Here is a 16189-nt window from a genome sequence, read left to right on the forward strand (position 1 = left end):
CGGTTTCGATGACGCATCGCTGGGCTGAACTGGCGACAACTGACTTCGCCGCGCTCGATGCAGCGCGAACGATCGCCTTGCTGCCGGTCGGCGCAATCGAGCAGCACGGCCCTCACCTGCCGCTTGGCACCGACAGCATGATCGCCGATGGGATCGTGACGGCGGCGCTTGAGGCCGTCGACGACAGTGTCAACGTCCTTGCGCTGCCGACACAGGCCGTCGGCGACAGCCTGGAACACGCTGATTTCGCGGGAACGCTGAGTCAGCAGGCCGAGACGTTGATCGCCTCGTGGATCGAACTGGGCCGGTCGGTTTACGCTGCGGGCTTGCGCAAGATGATGATCTTCAATGCCCATGGCGGGCAACCGCAGGTCGTCGACATTGTCGCCAAGCGGTTGCGGGTTGAGTTGGGCATGGTGGTGGGGCGTGTCACCTACTTTTCGTTCGGTTGTCCGGAAGGCTTGATAGCCCCCGACGAGCTTGCCTACGGTATCCACGGCGGCGACGTCGAAACATCGATCATGCTGCACTTGCACCCGGACCTCGTACGGCATGAGGCGGTCACTGACTTCCCGAATCGCATGCGCGGCCTGGCCTCTTCCATGCGGCGCATGGGCCATGGCGGTCGCACCGGTATCGGTTGGAAGGCGCAAGATATCAACCCACAGGGTGCCGTCGGTGATGCGACGGCCGCCACGGCGGAAAAAGGCCGCGCGCTTGTCGAGCATTTCGCCGGCGAGCTCGCCCTTCGCCTTGCCGACATGGCGGACTACGAGATCACTGATTGAGCACGGCATCTGACCTTCGGGTTGTGGCCGATGACGGCACAGAGCTCATGGTCCGCCGGTGCGGCAACACCTCCGGCCCGCGCCTTTTGGTCGGTCACGGTGTGGGATTTGCCGTCGATGGTTTCTGCCCCATGTGGCGCCACCTTGAGCCAGTTTGCGACCTGGTCCTGATGGACCTGCGCGGCCATGGCCGCAGCTCGCCGGTGACGCCGGAGAGTATCGACGGCCCGCGTGTCATGGAGGACACGAAGTCGGTCGTTCGCGCGATCAAGGAAACCTGGGGCGAAAGGCCGCTATGGGGTGTCTTCCATTCCTATTCCGGCCTGACCGCACTGCGGTTGGAAGCGATCGATCCCGGCTGGTTTGCCGGGCTCTTCTTGATGGAACCGCCCGCCATGCCACCACCTGACCATCCCGCCCACGCCGCTTTCGATCAGGGTCGGCAAGGCCTTGCTGAGCGGACACTCAAACGCCAGGCGACGTTTGGATCGGTCGGCGAACTCGTCGAGAAATATGCCGGGCGCAAACAGTTCTCTCGCTTTGCACCGGGCTCGACCGAAGCGCTGGCGGCCTCGCTTTTGGTCCCGGACGGCGATGGTCTGCGGCTGGCGTGTGCGCCTGCGGTCGAGGCGCAATTCTATGCGACGAACCGCGATGACGGATTGTGGCAGCGGCTCGACACCGTCGCCTGCCCGATCATGATGTTGGCGGGCGGCGACGATATGCGTGATGGCGTACCGCCTGCCCTGACCGCCCGCGACCTCGCCCATGCCGGCGGTTTCGACTTCGTCGAGGTCGCCGGTACGACGCATATGATGGTGCTGGAACGGCCCCGCTTTATCGCCGAGCTCGCGCGGGCCTTCGTCATGGCCCATCAGGACGGCTGAACGAGGATCTTGTCGAGATAGGCGTCGAGATGGGCGAGCTGGCGTTCGGCAGGCCATTCCTTGGCATCGAGAACAGACCGCAATCCGATGCCATTGACCAAAGCGGCGATGGTTTCGGCTTCGAACGCAATGTCGACATCTGGCTTCAGGCGGTCGGCATCCGCCACCAGGGTTAGCCGTTCGACAAGGCGATCATACCAGCGGATGTGCATGTCACGCTGGCGCCTGGTCAGCGCGGCACTTGAGAAGGTGCGCGTCCAGAAACTGTACCAGACCTTGATGCCTTCCCTGCTCTCCCGGCGGATCGGCAGCGATTCGGCCAGGAACGCGCGCAGGTCGACCGGATCGTGCTCGATTGCGCGCGCCATACGGTCGTTGAGGCGCTTAATGACCAGATCAAGCGCTGCCAGCAACACGGCATCCTTGTCGGCAAAGTAGTGGGTAATGGCGCCCGTCGTGCAATCAGCCTGATCGCCAATATCGCCCAACGTCACCGCATCGATCCCCTGGCGGGCGATTGCTTTGCAGGCAGCGGCCGCAATGGTTTCGCGGCGTTGGTCGTGGTCGACAAGACGGGGCATGATGTTACAGAATCTCGGTTACATAATGGAGATTATATTATAGATTTTGTCGCGAATCGCAATGCGGAGATGACACGGGAGCCCTCTCATGGACATGGCACTCAGCAAAGACGACCTGGATGTTCGTGAGCGCGCCCGCGCCTTAACGAGAGTCTATCTCTTCCCCGTGGAAGAAGAGCTTGATGAATTCGAACGCCTGGCGCCGGAGCAGGAGGCAACCATCCGCGAAGGCGTGCGCGATCACGGGCTGAACGCCATCAACCACAGCCGCGAGCACGGCGGCCAGGGTATGACGATTGTGCAGCAATGCATCGTCAACGAAGAGGTCGGCCAATCGACGGGCGCCTTGTGGGGACGCGTCTGGCAGCCGCCGATGTGTCTGAAGGACGGCACGCCCGAGCAGATCGAAAAGTACCTGATCCCGGCTTGCGCGGGTGAACTCTCTACCGCTTTCTGTACCTCCGAACCGGGATCAGGGTCCGACGCCGCAGGCATCGAGACCAACGCGGTCGCCGACGGCAATCAGTACGTCATCAACGGCGAGAAGTGTTTTGCCAGCAATGCCGAGTTTGCCGATCTGTCGCTGCTCACGACCATCGTCGACGGCGACTCGTCGAAACCCACCCTGTTCCTAATCGACAAGGGAACCGACGGTTTCAATATCGCCCGCCTGCCCCGTTTTTCGCAGCGATCCGGCCACGGCCACCCTGAGCTCTCTATTCGCGACATGAAGGTGCCGGCGACTCAGATCCTGGGCGAGGTCGGTCAGGGGTTCGAGTTGACCAAGGACTGGTTTGTCGAGGCGCGGTTGGCGATCGCGGCGCGGAGCATCGGTATGGCTGTGCGCGCGACGGAACTGGCGAACGACTGGGCCAATGAGCGCGAACAGTTCGGCCAGAAGATCATCGGGTTTCAAGCGATCGAGTTCATGATTGCCGAGATGGCGACAGAGATCATGGCCGGCAAGAGCATGCTTTACCGCGTGGCGTCTGAGATCGACGCCGGCCTTGACCGCAAGCAGGCCCATGCCAAGGCGAGTGCCATCAAGCTCTTCTGTTCAGAGACCGGCTGGCGGGTCGTCGACAAGGCTGTCCAGATCTTCGGCGGTCGCGGCACCATGTGCGAGAACCCGGTCGAGCGGCTCTACCGTGATGTCCGCCTGGAGCGCATCTGGGAGGGCACGTCCGAGGTCCAGAAGGTCATCATGGGCGGGCAGATCGCCAAGCGCGGCCTCGACATGTATGTCGGCTGGGATTGACCATGACCTATCGTAACTTTGATTGACGGCGGGGCAGCGCTGTCCTCCCATACCACCGGCAACAACACCGTTTCGGACCCTCCCCTCCATGGACGAATTCTTCAACGATACCGACCGTGACATCCGCCGTCGCGCCGCCGAGTTTACGGACAATCATCTTATCCCGCTGGAGGATGCGACTGAGGAACGAGGCGGCCATTGGAGCTGGGCGGAAACACAGCATGTGCGCGACGCCGCAGTTGACTGCGGCCTCTCGGCGATCAACATCAAGAAAGAGCATGGCGGCCAGGAGTTTTCAGTCCTCCAGCAGATCCTGGTCCACGAGGAGATAGGTCGCGCGACCAACGGCCTCTTTGCTTTGCTCCCGTTCCCTCATGTGCCGCTGCAGCATGGCACCAAGGAACAGATAGACCGCTATCTGCGTCCGATGTGCGCGGGCAAGATCCGTTCGGCCTTTTTGGTGACTGAAGAAGGCGCCGGGTCCGACCCCCGCCAAGTGAAGACAAAGGCCATGCGCAAGGGCAATGGCTTTGTCGTGACGGGCGAGAAGTGGTTCGCGACCTCCGCCGACGTCTCCCAGGTCCAGATCGTCCATGCCCATGTCGATGACGATCCCGACCAGCCGACGCTGTTCCTGATCCCGACAGCGCGTGAAGGTGTCAGCATCAAGGAGCTGCCGACTTTCACCCACAACTACGTCTTCGGTCATCCAATGATGGCGTTCGACGAGGTCGAGGTGGGCGCCGACGAGATCCTGGGCGAAGTCGGTCAGGGATACGAACTGACCAAAGACTGGTTCGTCGAGGCTCGCCTGGAAATCTGTGCCCACTGCATCGGTCAGTCCCGGCGTGCGGCTCTCGTCGCCAATGCCTACGCCGGGGAGCGCGAGCAGTTCGGCCAGAGGATTCAGGATTTTCAAGCCATTCGATTCATGATTGCGGATATGGCGGTCGCAATCTATGCCATGCAGAGCATGGTCTATCGCTTGGCTGCTGATATCGACCGGGGCGTCGATCGTAAGACCGCCCACGCCCAGGCGAGTGCGGCCAAGCTGTTCTGCTCCGAACAGGCCGGCAAGGTGGTCGATAGCGCCGTCCAGGTCCTGGGCGGTCGCGGGTACATGCGCAAAAACCCGGTCGAGCGTCTCTACCGCGATGTCCGCGTCGAACGTATCTGGGAAGGCACCTCCGAGGTGCAGCGAGACATTATCGGCCGCATGGTCGCCAAGCGTGGCCTTGGTCGCTATAGCCTGTGGGATTGAGCATGAACCGTCCGCAGTCACTGAAAGATATCGTCGAGAATGGCCTGTGTGTCGGATGCGGTCTTTGCCAATCGATTGCCGGCGGCGACCGGGTCGAGATGACCATGGTCGACCCGCCCGGTCGCTTGCGACCACGTATCAAAACCGCTCTCGACGACGAGACCGAGCGGGCCATCCTGGCGGCCTGCCCGGGCGCTCTGATCGACGAACCTGTCGTGCCGGATCGTCATGGCGCCGACGTCAAAGTCGATGCGTCGTTCGGGCCGTGGCATCGCGTTTGGAAGGGACATGCAAGCGACCCGGAAATCCACCACATCGCATCCTCCGGTGGTGCGCTGACAGCGCTCGGCATCTTCCTCCTGGAAACAAACAAGGTCGACTTTGTGCTGCATGTCGCGGCGTCGAAGGAAAAGCCGATGCGGACTGAACGCCACCTGTCGTTCGACCGCGCGCAGGTTCTTGAAGGCGCGGGGTCACGCTATGGCCCCTCCTCACCTTTGATCGACTTCACCGCTCAACTCGACAAAGGCAAACCGTTCGCGGTGATCGGTAAGCCCTGTGATATCTCCGGCGTGCACAACATGCGCAAGGTCGACCCGCGCGTCGATGAACTCGTGAAGTATACGATGGCGTTTTCGTGCGGCACCTTTGCCGATTTGCAGTGCTCGCGTTGGATGCTTGACCGCCAGGGCGTGCCCGGCGGCGAAGACAACCTCTCGCTCTTCCGGTATCGCGGTTTCGGCTGTCCCGGCCCGACGCGCGCGGTGACCAAGGATGGCGACATCTTCGATGAACCGTATCTTGAGTTCTGGTACGGGCCGCACGGCTGGACCCACCAGTTCCGTTGCAAGATCTGCCCCGACCCGACCGGCGAGATGACCGACATCTCGATTTCCGACGCCTGGCCCGGCGGTGGTCCGACCGAGGAGGAATGGGGCGGCTACAGCCTTTTCATTAGTCGCACGCTGAAGGGCGATGCGTTGATGCAGGAGGCGATCGATGCGGGTGCCGTGACGGTCGAGGCTAGCGACATGGCCGCCCTGCATGAGTGCCAGCCCCACCAGTCCGTCAAGAAAGACGGCATGAATGCGCGGCTGCAGGCGATCGCGGACGAGGGCGGCGTCGGCCCCGTGTTTCGTAACGTCCGCCTGGATGAGGCGGCGGCGCAGCGTGACAGCGAGTTTCATGAGCAAAACCGAGCTGGTACGCGCGAGCGCATTCGAAAAGGCGTCAACCGTGAACTACTCCACTGATCCCGCCGTGACGGATGCGCGCGCGGTTCGCCGCGCCAACCTCAAGCGGTTGCTGAACGCCGAGAGCCTCGTGTTCATTGGTGGTTCGGCGATGCGCGGCGGCGTGCGTTACTGCCAGGAGATCGGTTTTGGGGGCCAGGTCTGGGTCGTCAATCCGAACTATGAGGACATCGCCGGGATCAAGTGCCTGCCTTCCCTTGAAGACTTGCCTGCCACGCCCGATGCAGCGTTCATCGCGCTCAGCCCTGAACGCGCTGTTGCTGCGACGGCGAAGCTCGCCGCCATGGGTGTGCCAGCCGTTGTCTGCTACACCGCCGGCTTCGCCGAGATTGATGAAGGGCGTCTGCAGGATGACTTGATCGCCGCCGCCGGCGATGCCACGGCCCTGGTCGGACCCAATTGCATCGGTGTCATCAACTACTTCGACCGGGTGCCCGCGGCGATCGGGAACCACGGTTTCGAAGAGTGGGAGCGCGGCATAGCCGTCATCGCGCAAAGTGGCACGATCACCATCAACATCGTCGGTAGCGATCGCTCGTTGCCCGTTGGTTACCTGCTCAGCATCGGAAATCAGGCGGTGTTGGACATGGCCGATTACATCGATGTGGTGGCCGATGACCCCCGTGTCTCCGCGATCGTGATTTATGTGGAGGCCATCACCGATGCACGCGCCTTTTCCGCGGCAGCGGCCAAGGCGTTCAATAAGGGTATCCCCATTGTCGCCCTGAAGGCCGGCATCTCGGAAACCGGACGGCAAATCGCACTTAGCCACACCGGGTCGATGGCAGGCGCGCCGGAGCTCTATCGCGCCTTGTTCGACCGTTTGGGCATCATCAGCGTCGGATCGTTTTCCGAGTTACTGGAAGCCGTCAAGATCTTGGCCCTGGATGCGGAACCGTGCGGGAACCGCTTATCCATCGAGACATGCTCTGGAACGGATTCAGGTTACTGCGCCGACCTTGCCGAACGATACGGCATCGACCTGCCGCAACCCGAAGGCGCGGCCAAAGAGGCGTTGCGGTCTGTCATTCCGCCCATCGCGACACCGATGAACCCGGTCGACGTGACGATGGTGCAGTGGAACGATCGTGAAGCCCAGGCAACGTCGTTGCTGACCCTGCTGCAGCAGCCGACGGACGCCGCTGCACTGGTCATCAACTTTCCGCGCGCGGTCCACAAGAACACCTACATGCCCGCGATCAACGCCATGATCGATGTGAAGGCCAAGACCGACCTGCCCTGTTACGTCATCTCCAATCTGGCGGAAGGCTTGCCGCAGGACGTGCGCGACGAACTGATCGCCAACGATGTCGTGCCCCTTCAAGGGATCGAGGACGGTCTCGCTGCCTTCGGCCGTATCGCGGCGCATGTTCCACGCTGGAATGCCATGCGCGAAAGTGGTGGCGTGGAGCCAAGGCTCTTGGATGGTCCGCGCACGGCCAACGAAACGACGGTCCATGATGAGTGGGCGAGCAAGGCGTGGTTGCGAGAAGCCGGAATCGCGACGCCGGACGGCCGGTTTGCTGGTGACGCCCGCACCGCGGGCGCGGCGGCGACAGCGATCGGCTTTCCGGTCGCGCTGAAAGCAGCCGGACGCAGCCTGCGCCACAAGTCCGATGTCGGTGCCGTCGCGCTTGGCCTGAACGATGCCACAACGGTGACAAACGTGGCGCAGGCGATGGGTAACGACATTCCGGGGGTCGAGGGTTTTCTTGTCGAGTCCATGGTCGGCGACGCCGTGGCGGAGCTTATTGTCGGTCTGCGGCGCGATCCCCTTTTCGGCGTTTCGCTCCTGATCGGCGCCGGCGGGATCTTCACTGAATTGGTGCGTGACGTCCGTCATCTGCTGCTGCCGACAAGCCGTAACGAGATCAAAGCGACCATCGAAGCACTCAAAACTGCACCACTTCTGCATGGCTTCCGCGGCCGTCCGCCTGGCGATGTCGATGCGCTCGTCGACGCCATTCTGGCCTTGGCTCGCCATGTCGAGACGCGCGGCCCAGACGTCGTCGAACTCGACATCAACCCGCTCCTGGTCCGTGCCGCCGGCCACGGCGTGGTCGCCGTTGACGCGTTGCTGGTGACCACGGGCGACCAGTTTTGACCATCCCGGACGCGCCTGAGGTCTTCCGGCCCGGCCTCTTCGCAGGCCAACATGCCTTGGTCACCGGCGGTGGCACGGGCATTGGCCTGGCCATCGCCCGCGAGTTGGGCCGATTGGGTGCCAAGATCACCATCGCGGCACGCAGTGAGGAACGTCTTGCTTCGGCAGCCGACGATCTGACGCGCGGCGGTGTCGACGCAACGTGGTACGGCCTCAACATTCGTGACAGCGATGCGGTCGCGGCCTTCTGGCCTCGGCTTTGCGAGGAACAGGGGTTGCCTGATTTTCTCGTCAACAACGCCGGTGGTCAGTTTGGCGCCAAGGCTGCCGATATCACACCCAATGGCTTTCGCGCCGTGATGGACCTGAACGTCCAGGGGACCTGGCAGATGTGCCACGGGTTTGCCACGCATGTCATGGCAGCTAGCAAGGCCGGACGCATCGTCAACATCGTCTTCGCCCATACCCAGGCGATGCCCTATTTCGCCCACGCGGCCGCGGCGCGGGCTGCCGTTGTCAACATGACCCAGACCCTGGCATTGGAATGGGGTGAGCACGGCATCCTGGTGAACGCGGTCGGTCCCGGTCCGGTCAAGACCGAAGCTGTGGCCCAGTATGACGACGCCATGAGTGGCGATCGCGTCATCGCGAAGATGCCGGTGCCGCGATGGGGCGAACCCCACGAGACCGCCTATGCGGTCGCGTTTCTTCTGTCGCCGGCTGGCGACTGGATCACCGGAATCCTGCTGCCGGTCGACGGCGGCGGTCAGCTCGCGGGGCGCCGCTTTACCTAGTTTGGACGTCAGCGACAGCCGGACACCCGCCAGAGCACCGCGCCCAGGCATTTGTATTGACGAAACCCGACCTGCCTGCAATGCAGGCAACGGTCGTGTAGCCATAGGTCGAGGGGTTGTGACGTTGATGAAACAGGTGGCCTTTGTGCTGTCGCTGGCCGTGCTGGTTGGCGCCTGCAGTTTTCCCAATGCCTTCTCGGCATCCGACCGCAAGTACTACCGCAGCAATGTCTGCGCGCAGTACCTGTCGCCTGAGTCGACGACTCCCAACCTCGCCGGGCGCGGCAAATCCTGCCTTGTGCAGTCCCGCAGCCAATGACATGAGCGCCTCGCAGGGTGTGGTCGAGAAGGACGCGACGTCCAGTGTCTGGCTCAACGACGCCCTGGCGCATGAGGGCGGCGGACACGTCACACCGCTGGACGGTTCGCTGCGCGCCGACATCTGTATCGTCGGCGGTGGCTACACGGGCCTTTGGACGGCGTTGGAGCTTAAGGCGCGAGACCCCGGCCTCGACATTGTTGTCCTGGAGAAGGATCTGTGCGGCTCCGGCGGCAGCGGCGCCAATGCCGGCTACGCGCTCTCGATCTGGCTGCAGTTTCCTCTGCTCGCCAGACTTTATGGTACCGAGGAGGCACTCCGCCTGTGCCGCGCCAGCGACGAAGACCTAAGCGCCATTGGGTCGTTCAGCCGGGACCATGACATCGATACCCAGTTCGACCGGCAAGGCGCGATCTGGGGCGCGACATGCGAAGCACAATCCGGCCATTGGGAACCGATGCTGGAAAGCTTGGAGCGTCACCAGGTACACCACTTCAAGCGCGTTGACGGTGACGAAATCGCGGCGATGACGGGGACGACGGCTCATGTCGCCGGTGTGCTCGATCAATCGGCCGCCACGATCCAGCCCGCCATGTTGGCCAGGGGACTCCGTCGCGTCGCCATCGAGCAAGGCATCAGGATCTTTGAGAAATCCCCGATGATCCGGCTCAAGCGCGACAGCCCGCCTGCTGTGGTGACGCCGCGCGGCACGGTGACGGCCGACAAGGTCATCCTTGCCCTCTATGCCTGGTCACTGGGCGTGCGTGAGTTGCGGTCGAGCATCATGGTGATCTGTACGGATGCGGCGATGACGGCGCCGGTGCCCGGCGCCCTGGATGACCTGGGATGGCGAGACGGGCCCGCGCTGATGGATTCGCGGACCTTTGTCGAGGCCTATCGGACCACCCGGAACGGACAGGTGATGTGGACCAAGTCCGGCGGCGCCATGCCCTATGGCGCCAGGCTTGACCCTTGCCTCAAGAGCATCTCGCGCCCGCTGGGGTTCCTGCGCGATGTTCTTCGCGCGCCCTACCCCGGCCTGGCTGATCAAACGGTTGCCGGCACCTGGGCGGGACCGATCGACCGCACACGTGATGGGCTTCCCATGTTCGGCGCCTTGGCGGCCGCACCCGATATTCTCTATGGCTACGGCTATTCCGGCGCTGGGATCGTGTTTTCGAAGCTTGGCAGCCGCATTCTGGCGTCCCTGGCGCTCGAGACCGACGACGCCTGGTCGCAAGGCGGTTTGGTCAGGCCGGTGCCGGGCGGCTTTCCTCCCGAACCGCTGCGTTATGTCGGCGCCCACATGGTTCGTGCCGCAATCGCGCGCAAAGACCGGTTTGATCACGAAGGCCGGGATGTCGGCCCGATCACGCGCGGCCTCCTCAAGTTCAAGCCACATAGCTACAAGCCGACCTGAGCGCGCTCCTCGGGTGTCAGCCGTCACAAGATTGCGGTTAGGCCTAGCTTTAAATGGACATCACGGGTTCGTGAGACTACTTTGAACCTCAAGAACAGCCCCTAACCATCGGGCCAATCAGAGGTTTTCCATGCTAGTCAACTTCTTCCCGCTGACCGTCTACAAGGAAAAGGTCGGCCTGGATGACAAGACACGCAAACTGTTCGCGTCGATCATTGCCGACCAGCAAAAGGGGACCAGCAAGGACCCGCACAGCCCCAATGAGTCATGGGTCGGTGGCATGCATGGAAAGCTCTCCCTCCACCTCGCCGACGAGTTCCAGCCGCTCACCCAACAGTATTCCAAGCACCTGAAGGCATACATGGGCCAACTCGGCTTTGCCGGTGATGACCTCGATGTCTTCATCACGCGCAGTTGGGGCACCTACGGGCTGGCCAACGAGTCGATCTCACAGCACAGGCATACCAGTTCGGCGCTTTCGATCGCATACTACGTATCGTTGCCGGAAGGCAGCGCCAGCATCACCTTCGCCACCGAGGCGCACCAGAACGAACCGATCCGTGGTTTGTTTCGCGAGGGACTGATCAACGGCAAGATCGATCCCCGCAATCCGCTATCGGCGATCAACGCATCGATCGAGGTGGAGGAAGACGACATGGTGATCTTTCCCTCGCACATGATGCACGGTGTTCGTCCGGGGCGGCAAAACGCGCCGCGTATCTCGATTGCATGTGACACGGTCTTTCTGACCAAGACCGTTACGAATTCCGAGAAGATCCTGCCGCCTGTGACGAACTGGAAGAACGTCAGTTGGTGACGCCGCCGCTTCTCTGACGTCCCACCTTTCTAGAATTTCAAGACGACCAGCACCAGGATCGCGAACATCAGCGGGAAGGCGACACGGCAGATCTGATCGATTCGGCCGGCCAGCGCCACGCGATCCTTGGCGACCAGATAGGTGGTCGTCAGCGACTGGATAAGCGCCAGGAACACGACGATCGTGCAGACGTTGATCAGACGATCCAGGATCGTGAAATAGCCGAGCTTCGGCACGACATTGGACGTGGCGAAGATAAAGGCGATCAACGTCAACATCGCCGTTGCCGACAGGCCGATCTGCGTGCCGAAGTGAGCGGGGTTGATCCAGAACACGGACCACGACATCGCAACGATCAACGCCAGAGGGAGCAACACCTTCCAAACGTAGTAGTCGGAGATACGCTGCGTTGAGATTGTCAGGTCATATCGCGCGTGATGGCGATCATAGGCGTCGACGAACTGGTCATTGACGGAGCCTGTCGCGCTGTTGACCGTCCAGTCGGAAATGTTCAAACGATCGGATACACCGGACAGCCGTTCGTCGACGACGAGTACGATCTCGTCGACGGATGCTTCGATAGGCAGAAGCGAGATGACAATCTCTTGTCTGTCGAACGGAAAGTCCTGCAGGCTGTGATAACTGGCGATGGTGCCAAAGTATCGCTGTACGTACCGTACATGCCCATCGGCACCGATGCTCACCTCCATCGGCCGGCTGGTGAAAAGCCGGCCTGAATTGGTGAACACGAGGCCCGGGTTCCACACATCCTCGAGGGGAACTTCGCAGCCCTCCAGATCCGCCAACCGGGGATCAAACCACGACACCGCGACCAGATAATCGCCGGTCAACGTCTGTGCTACATCGTTGATCTCGTGAAGGTCGGCCAAGCGCATGCCGACCGTGACCTCTTCCGGCGGCCCACCTGCATGGGGTCGGATATCGGTGGCCAGGTGCGGTGTGACGCACAGGTCTTCTGCCCCCGCCACATCCTCCTGCCCATAGGATGGTTTCCCAAGAAGAGCCGCGCATAATGTCACGGTCACGATGCCAAGCGCTGCCACGATCCTCATCGTGCAAGTCCAGGATTGGACAAGAAGGCCGCGGGCAGCGTTCCAAGACACGCGGTCGTCGTTAATCGATACACGGCTGTTCTGCGCCCCGAGTGATCCCCCGCCAAAGAGTCCCACGAAATCGTGATTCGGCCAAGCCCCTAGCCGCTGCCCGCAAAACGGGTGGCAAGTTTCGACTTTTCGCGGTCGGTGAGCGCTGCTAGGTATCCGCTGGAGGCGCCGGACGGGTGGCCGAGTGGTTGAAGGCAGCGGTCTTGAAAACCGCCAGGCGTGCAAGCGTCTCGTGGGTTCGAATCCCACCCCGTCCGCCAGCGCCGCGGCTTCGGCGTGCGAAGCGGGGGTGTACACTTTGGTCGGTTTGGATTGGAGCGCTAACGGCGCTCCGACACCTGATGCCGTTAACGCCTATCTGGATACGCAGAGCGGGCGCCCAAAGGCGCGCTTGGTACATACGACGATCGACGGCCGCGCGGTCTGGATCAAACGCTATGACGTGGAACGTCAAGCCGTCGGCCGGCTGCTGCATGCCGCCATCAGCCCGTTGATGCCGTCGCCGGTCTTGAAGGCGTCGCGCTTTGCCACGCCATCGGAGCTCGCCAAGCGCGAGGAGCGCAAGATCGAGGCGTTCACCGCTGCCGGCTTTTGTGCACCGCAGGTCTTGTCACGCAAGAACGCCACACTTGTCCTGTCCCACGAGGGCCCGTCACTTCAAGATGAGCTGACCAGGCTCCGCCAGACGGATGACGTTGGCGACAAAGCCATCCACGATGATCTTCTTTGTCGTACAGCCGGCGTCTTGGCGGAGGTTCATGCTGCGGGTTTGTGTCATGGGCGCCCGCATGTTCGCGATATGTCGGTCAATGATAGGCGCTGGTGTTTCTTCGACTTTGAAGAAGAGCCCGAAGTCGTCATGCCGCTTGCCATGGCACAGGCGCGCGACGCCTGGCTGTTGTTCTTTCCGATCACCCATTCTTGCCTTGCCCCGGAGGCACCGGTTCGCGCCTTCAACTTCTATCGAAGCGCCTCGCCGCCTGACGTTCTGGACAACCTTAAGACGCTCGTTAACTCGTTTGTGAGGGTTTTGCCGCTGTTGCGCGCTATCTTGCGCGTGCGGCCGGGCGGCGATCTCGGTCGCCTTCGAAAAGTCACGGAGCTGATGATGCGCGAGCTGGAACTTCGCGATCACCGGCCGGACCGCTGACGCCGTGAACGACAGCACATCCAGGGCTCGTGTCAGGGCCTTTTACAATGACAATCCCGCGCGGGAGTGGAACCGGCTCTCGCAGTCCTGGTTGGAGTGCCAGATCACGCGGCAGATGATCGATCGGGTGCTGACCAGACCGTCGCGCGTTCTCGACATCGGCGGCGGCCCAGGCGTGTACGCGCTGGATCTCGCGGCCAATGGTCATCGTGTTGATTTGGTCGATCTTTCCAGCGCGAACATAGCGTTCGCCAAGGCCAAGGCGCGCGAGCGGGGCGTCACGCTGCACAGTGCCGACGTGGGTGACGCCACCTGCCTGCGCGACCATGACACAGAGACCTACGACCTGATCCTTTGCCTGGGCCCACTCTATCATTTGCTCGAACACGACGACCGGCAGCGCGCGGTTCGCGAAGCGGTCCGTGTGCTGAAACCAGGCGGTGTCGGGTTCTTCGCCTATCTATCCCGTTACGCGCCAATCTTCTATCAACTCAAGACGGATCCGGAGGCGATCGCTGACATGGAGGCGACTATCGACACGGTCTTGGAGACCGGCCTCCACAGCCCTGGCGCGGATGACAATCGGTTTTTCACCGATTCCTGCTTTGTCGACCCCCTCACGATCGGGTCGGACATGGGTGCCTTCGGCCTGGAGGAGATCTGCGTCTTTGGCGCCGAAGGCGGCATGGCACAGAGTGAGGCGGCGCTGCTTTCCCTGGATGATGGTGCGCGGACCGCGTGGCAGCAGGTCGCCCTGCGCTTGGCCACCACGACGGTTGGGGCTTGCGGGTCCGAACACGTGGTCTATGTCGGCCGCAAAACACGGTAGCGATAGCCGTAGACGGTGCGAAAACCAAACGATGCATAAAGCGCGCGCGCCGGCGCGTTGGCTTCGACGACTTGAAGGGCGCCACGCACTGCGCCTTCCTCTCTGCCCCAGGCCATCAGGCTCTCCATGATCTTGCGGCCGTGGCCGCACCTCCTGTGGTCGCTTCGGGTCAGCATATCGTAGAAGCTCACATAACCTCGTTCGGCAACCGCCATGCCGAAGGCAACGGCTTCGCCATGCTCCTCGACGCGGGCCAGCCTGGCGTTGGGCACAATCGCTCCCAGCATGGCGCGCAGGATCGTTTGCTGGACGGAGGTCAGGCCGCCAGCCTGGGCGAACGCGGAAAGCCATGCCGCGTCATCAAGGTCGCTCAGCGTGACTTCCGGGACACGCTTCCATGCGGATTGCATGTCCGTCACTTTCACCAGGCTGGGTTCGACGACGTCGTAGCCGCGCGCGATGAGTTCATCCTCCAACTCTTCCGGCGACAGTGGCGTCAGTCGGAAAATTGACGCTAAGCCGGCGCGGGCATAAGCGGTCTCAGCCCAGGCGATCATCTCGACCAGCGGCGTGCTTCCCGGGAACAGCGTGTGGACGGAGTTGGCGCGTTTGGTGTGCCCGTACGCTTGGCGCAGAAGCCAGCCGTCGCGCTCGGTTTGGCGCAGCGCCGGCCACGCGTTGCGCGATATCTCTTCGAGTTCGGCGGCCAACCCGGATGCGGGCTCTTCGTCCATAGTGCCTCTCGTCGACGAAAGGCGATCAGACATGCCTCAGACCGGTGCGGCAATCAAGGGAACCCGTGTGGTCCGGTTCGGATTGACGGCGCCGCCCGGTGCCCCGAAGCTAGTCGTTCATGAAGCGAACGAGAATGCCATGACGACATTGACAGTGCCCGCGGCCGAGGGCCGCGCGGTTGACGTGGCCGCCGGCCAGACGATTCGCGTCACGACGCCCCATGGTCACCAGGCGGCTGATTTCTTCGCCTATGGCGCTGAGGACGTGTCGGAGTGGCTTTCGCCCATGCACACGTGGGTAACGACGCGCAGCGTGAAACCTCGACCAGGCGACCAGTTTCTATCGCGCTTTCGCAGGCCAATGCTGACGTTGACCGGTGACACGGCGCAAGGTTGTCACGATATGCTGATCGCGGCCTGCGATCAGAAACGCTACGAACAGTTCGGCTTTGAAGGCCATCATCGCAGTTGTTCGGAGAACTTGGCGATCGTCATGAACGAGCGCGGCCACGCGGTCGCCGTGACACCGCAGCCAGTCAACTTCTTCACCAACACGCTGGTTGACCCCGAAGGCGCCCTGCTGTCGCCCCCCAACCCGGTCGCACCCGGCGCTTATGTCGAGATGGAAGCCCTGATGGATCTGATCTGTGTCGTCTCGTCATGCCCGTTCGACCTGAAGGTCGAAGGCTGGACGATCAATGCGGACGCCGGCCCGACAGACCTGGAGGTCCAGGTCGGTTGAGCAACAACGCGGCGCGCCATCTAGAGCATTTTCCGTTTTGAGGTAATGGGTCCCCGCCCGCTCCCCCGCCCGGCCACCCCGAGGTTGCTGCAATGGGGGGCGGGGCGGGGGAGCGGGCTGGTGATGCC

At 62.4% G+C, this 16189-nt stretch carries 16 protein-coding genes and 1 tRNA gene; 14 read left to right on the plus strand and 3 right to left on the minus strand.

Translation table 11 applies throughout. From position 1 onward, the window contains the following. Positions 1 to 8: 8 nt before the first annotated feature. Together AAF563_15380 and AAF563_15385 are read left to right on the plus strand one after the other, a co-directional pair. Complete coding sequence (locus AAF563_15380) at positions 9 to 788, plus strand: creatininase family protein (protein MEM7122663.1); 780 nt, start codon at positions 9 to 11, stop codon at positions 786 to 788. Then, positions 785 to 1675 (plus strand): alpha/beta hydrolase, encoded by an 891-nt coding sequence (locus AAF563_15385; GenBank protein ID MEM7122664.1) that lies wholly within the window; start codon positions 785 to 787, stop codon positions 1673 to 1675. The genes AAF563_15380 and AAF563_15385 overlap by 4 nt, the downstream gene beginning before the upstream one ends. Here AAF563_15385 and AAF563_15390 read toward each other — a convergent pair. Further along, on the minus strand, positions 1663 to 2256 hold the full coding sequence (locus tag AAF563_15390) for a TetR/AcrR family transcriptional regulator (GenBank protein ID MEM7122665.1): 594 nt from the start codon (positions 2254 to 2256) through the stop codon (positions 1663 to 1665). The genes AAF563_15385 and AAF563_15390 overlap by 13 nt on opposite strands. A 94-nt stretch (positions 2257 to 2350) precedes the next feature. Between AAF563_15390 and AAF563_15395 the strand changes: the two genes are divergently transcribed. The 8 genes from AAF563_15395 (at position 2351) to AAF563_15430 (ending at position 11482) form a co-directional block, all read left to right on the plus strand. Then, positions 2351 to 3514 carry an acyl-CoA dehydrogenase family protein gene (locus tag AAF563_15395; protein ID MEM7122666.1) on the plus strand — a complete coding sequence of 388 codons (1164 nt, stop codon included), beginning with the start codon at positions 2351 to 2353 and terminating at the stop codon, positions 3512 to 3514. An 88-nt stretch (positions 3515 to 3602) separates the two neighbouring features. Beyond that, complete coding sequence (locus tag AAF563_15400; GenBank protein MEM7122667.1) at positions 3603 to 4775, plus strand: acyl-CoA dehydrogenase family protein; 1173 nt, start codon at positions 3603 to 3605, stop codon at positions 4773 to 4775. 2 nt (positions 4776 to 4777) lie between these two features. Next, positions 4778 to 6028 carry a Coenzyme F420 hydrogenase/dehydrogenase, beta subunit C-terminal domain gene (locus AAF563_15405; protein ID MEM7122668.1) on the plus strand — a complete coding sequence of 417 codons (1251 nt, stop codon included), beginning with the start codon at positions 4778 to 4780 and terminating at the stop codon, positions 6026 to 6028. Then, complete coding sequence (locus AAF563_15410; protein MEM7122669.1) at positions 5961 to 8132, plus strand: acetate--CoA ligase family protein; 2172 nt, start codon at positions 5961 to 5963, stop codon at positions 8130 to 8132. Before AAF563_15405 ends, AAF563_15410 begins: the two co-directional genes overlap by 68 nt. Further along, the gene (locus AAF563_15415) at positions 8129 to 8926 is read left to right on the plus strand and encodes an SDR family oxidoreductase (GenBank protein MEM7122670.1); all 798 of its coding nucleotides are present in this window, start codon (positions 8129 to 8131) and stop codon (positions 8924 to 8926) included. Before AAF563_15410 ends, AAF563_15415 begins: the two co-directional genes overlap by 4 nt. A 127-nt stretch (positions 8927 to 9053) precedes the next feature. After that, positions 9054 to 9245, plus strand: coding sequence for a hypothetical protein (locus AAF563_15420; GenBank protein MEM7122671.1), 192 nt, complete (start codon positions 9054 to 9056; stop codon positions 9243 to 9245). A gap of 1 nt (position 9246) precedes the next feature. After that, positions 9247 to 10665, plus strand: coding sequence for an FAD-binding oxidoreductase (locus AAF563_15425; protein MEM7122672.1), 1419 nt, complete (start codon positions 9247 to 9249; stop codon positions 10663 to 10665). Between the two features lie 130 nt (positions 10666 to 10795). Further along, positions 10796 to 11482, plus strand: a complete 687-nt coding sequence (locus tag AAF563_15430) for a putative 2OG-Fe(II) oxygenase (GenBank protein ID MEM7122673.1) — start codon at positions 10796 to 10798, stop codon at positions 11480 to 11482. 29 nt (positions 11483 to 11511) lie between these two features. Here the strand turns inward: AAF563_15430 and AAF563_15435 are convergent, their stop codons facing one another. Continuing rightward, a complete protein-coding gene (locus tag AAF563_15435) occupies positions 11512 to 12471 on the minus strand; it encodes a hypothetical protein (protein ID MEM7122674.1) in 960 nt (319 codons plus the stop codon). 305 nt (positions 12472 to 12776) lie between these two features. Here AAF563_15435 and AAF563_15440 point away from each other — a divergent pair. From AAF563_15440 to AAF563_15450, 3 genes are all read left to right on the plus strand, one after another. Continuing rightward, positions 12777 to 12866, plus strand: a tRNA-Ser gene (locus AAF563_15440). Between the two features lie 131 nt (positions 12867 to 12997). Next, entirely contained in the window at positions 12998 to 13756 is a 759-nt protein-coding gene (locus AAF563_15445) for a serine/threonine protein phosphatase (GenBank protein ID MEM7122675.1), read from the plus strand. 4 nt (positions 13757 to 13760) lie between these two features. Further along, positions 13761 to 14585, plus strand: a complete 825-nt coding sequence (locus AAF563_15450; GenBank protein ID MEM7122676.1) for a class I SAM-dependent methyltransferase — start codon at positions 13761 to 13763, stop codon at positions 14583 to 14585. On the opposite strand, the gene AAF563_15455 is transcribed toward AAF563_15450, so the two are convergent. Beyond that, positions 14561 to 15319 (minus strand): GNAT family N-acetyltransferase, encoded by a 759-nt coding sequence (locus AAF563_15455; protein MEM7122677.1) that lies wholly within the window; start codon positions 15317 to 15319, stop codon positions 14561 to 14563. The two genes, AAF563_15450 and AAF563_15455, sit on opposite strands and share 25 nt — an antisense overlap. Positions 15320 to 15458: 139 nt before the next feature. On the opposite strand from AAF563_15455, the gene AAF563_15460 reads away from it, so the two are divergent. Next, positions 15459 to 16061, plus strand: coding sequence for an urea carboxylase-associated family protein (locus tag AAF563_15460; protein MEM7122678.1), 603 nt, complete (start codon positions 15459 to 15461; stop codon positions 16059 to 16061). Positions 16062 to 16189: the final 128 nt, after the last annotated feature.

The sequence above is a fragment of the Pseudomonadota bacterium genome, assembly GCA_039028155.1.
In the GTDB taxonomy this organism is placed as follows: domain Bacteria; phylum Pseudomonadota; class Alphaproteobacteria; order SP197; family SP197; genus JANQGO01.

Coding starts and splice junctions, on each gene's coding strand:
- AAF563_15460 (MEM7122678.1), top strand. CDS start 15,459: ATGACGACATTGACAGTGCCCGCGGCCGAGGGCCGCGCGGTTGACGTG.
- AAF563_15395 (MEM7122666.1), top strand. CDS start 2,351: ATGGCACTCAGCAAAGACGACCTGGATGTTCGTGAGCGCGCCCGCGCC.
- AAF563_15410 (MEM7122669.1), top strand. CDS start 5,961: ATGAGCAAAACCGAGCTGGTACGCGCGAGCGCATTCGAAAAGGCGTCA.
- AAF563_15380 (MEM7122663.1), top strand. CDS start 9: ATGACGCATCGCTGGGCTGAACTGGCGACAACTGACTTCGCCGCGCTC.
- AAF563_15400 (MEM7122667.1), top strand. CDS start 3,603: ATGGACGAATTCTTCAACGATACCGACCGTGACATCCGCCGTCGCGCC.
- AAF563_15430 (MEM7122673.1), top strand. CDS start 10,796: ATGCTAGTCAACTTCTTCCCGCTGACCGTCTACAAGGAAAAGGTCGGC.
- AAF563_15425 (MEM7122672.1), top strand. CDS start 9,247: ATGAGCGCCTCGCAGGGTGTGGTCGAGAAGGACGCGACGTCCAGTGTC.
- AAF563_15420 (MEM7122671.1), top strand. CDS start 9,054: ATGAAACAGGTGGCCTTTGTGCTGTCGCTGGCCGTGCTGGTTGGCGCC.
- AAF563_15405 (MEM7122668.1), top strand. CDS start 4,778: ATGAACCGTCCGCAGTCACTGAAAGATATCGTCGAGAATGGCCTGTGT.
- AAF563_15455 (MEM7122677.1), bottom strand. CDS start 15,319: ATGGACGAAGAGCCCGCATCCGGGTTGGCCGCCGAACTCGAAGAGATA.
- AAF563_15390 (MEM7122665.1), bottom strand. CDS start 2,256: ATGCCCCGTCTTGTCGACCACGACCAACGCCGCGAAACCATTGCGGCC.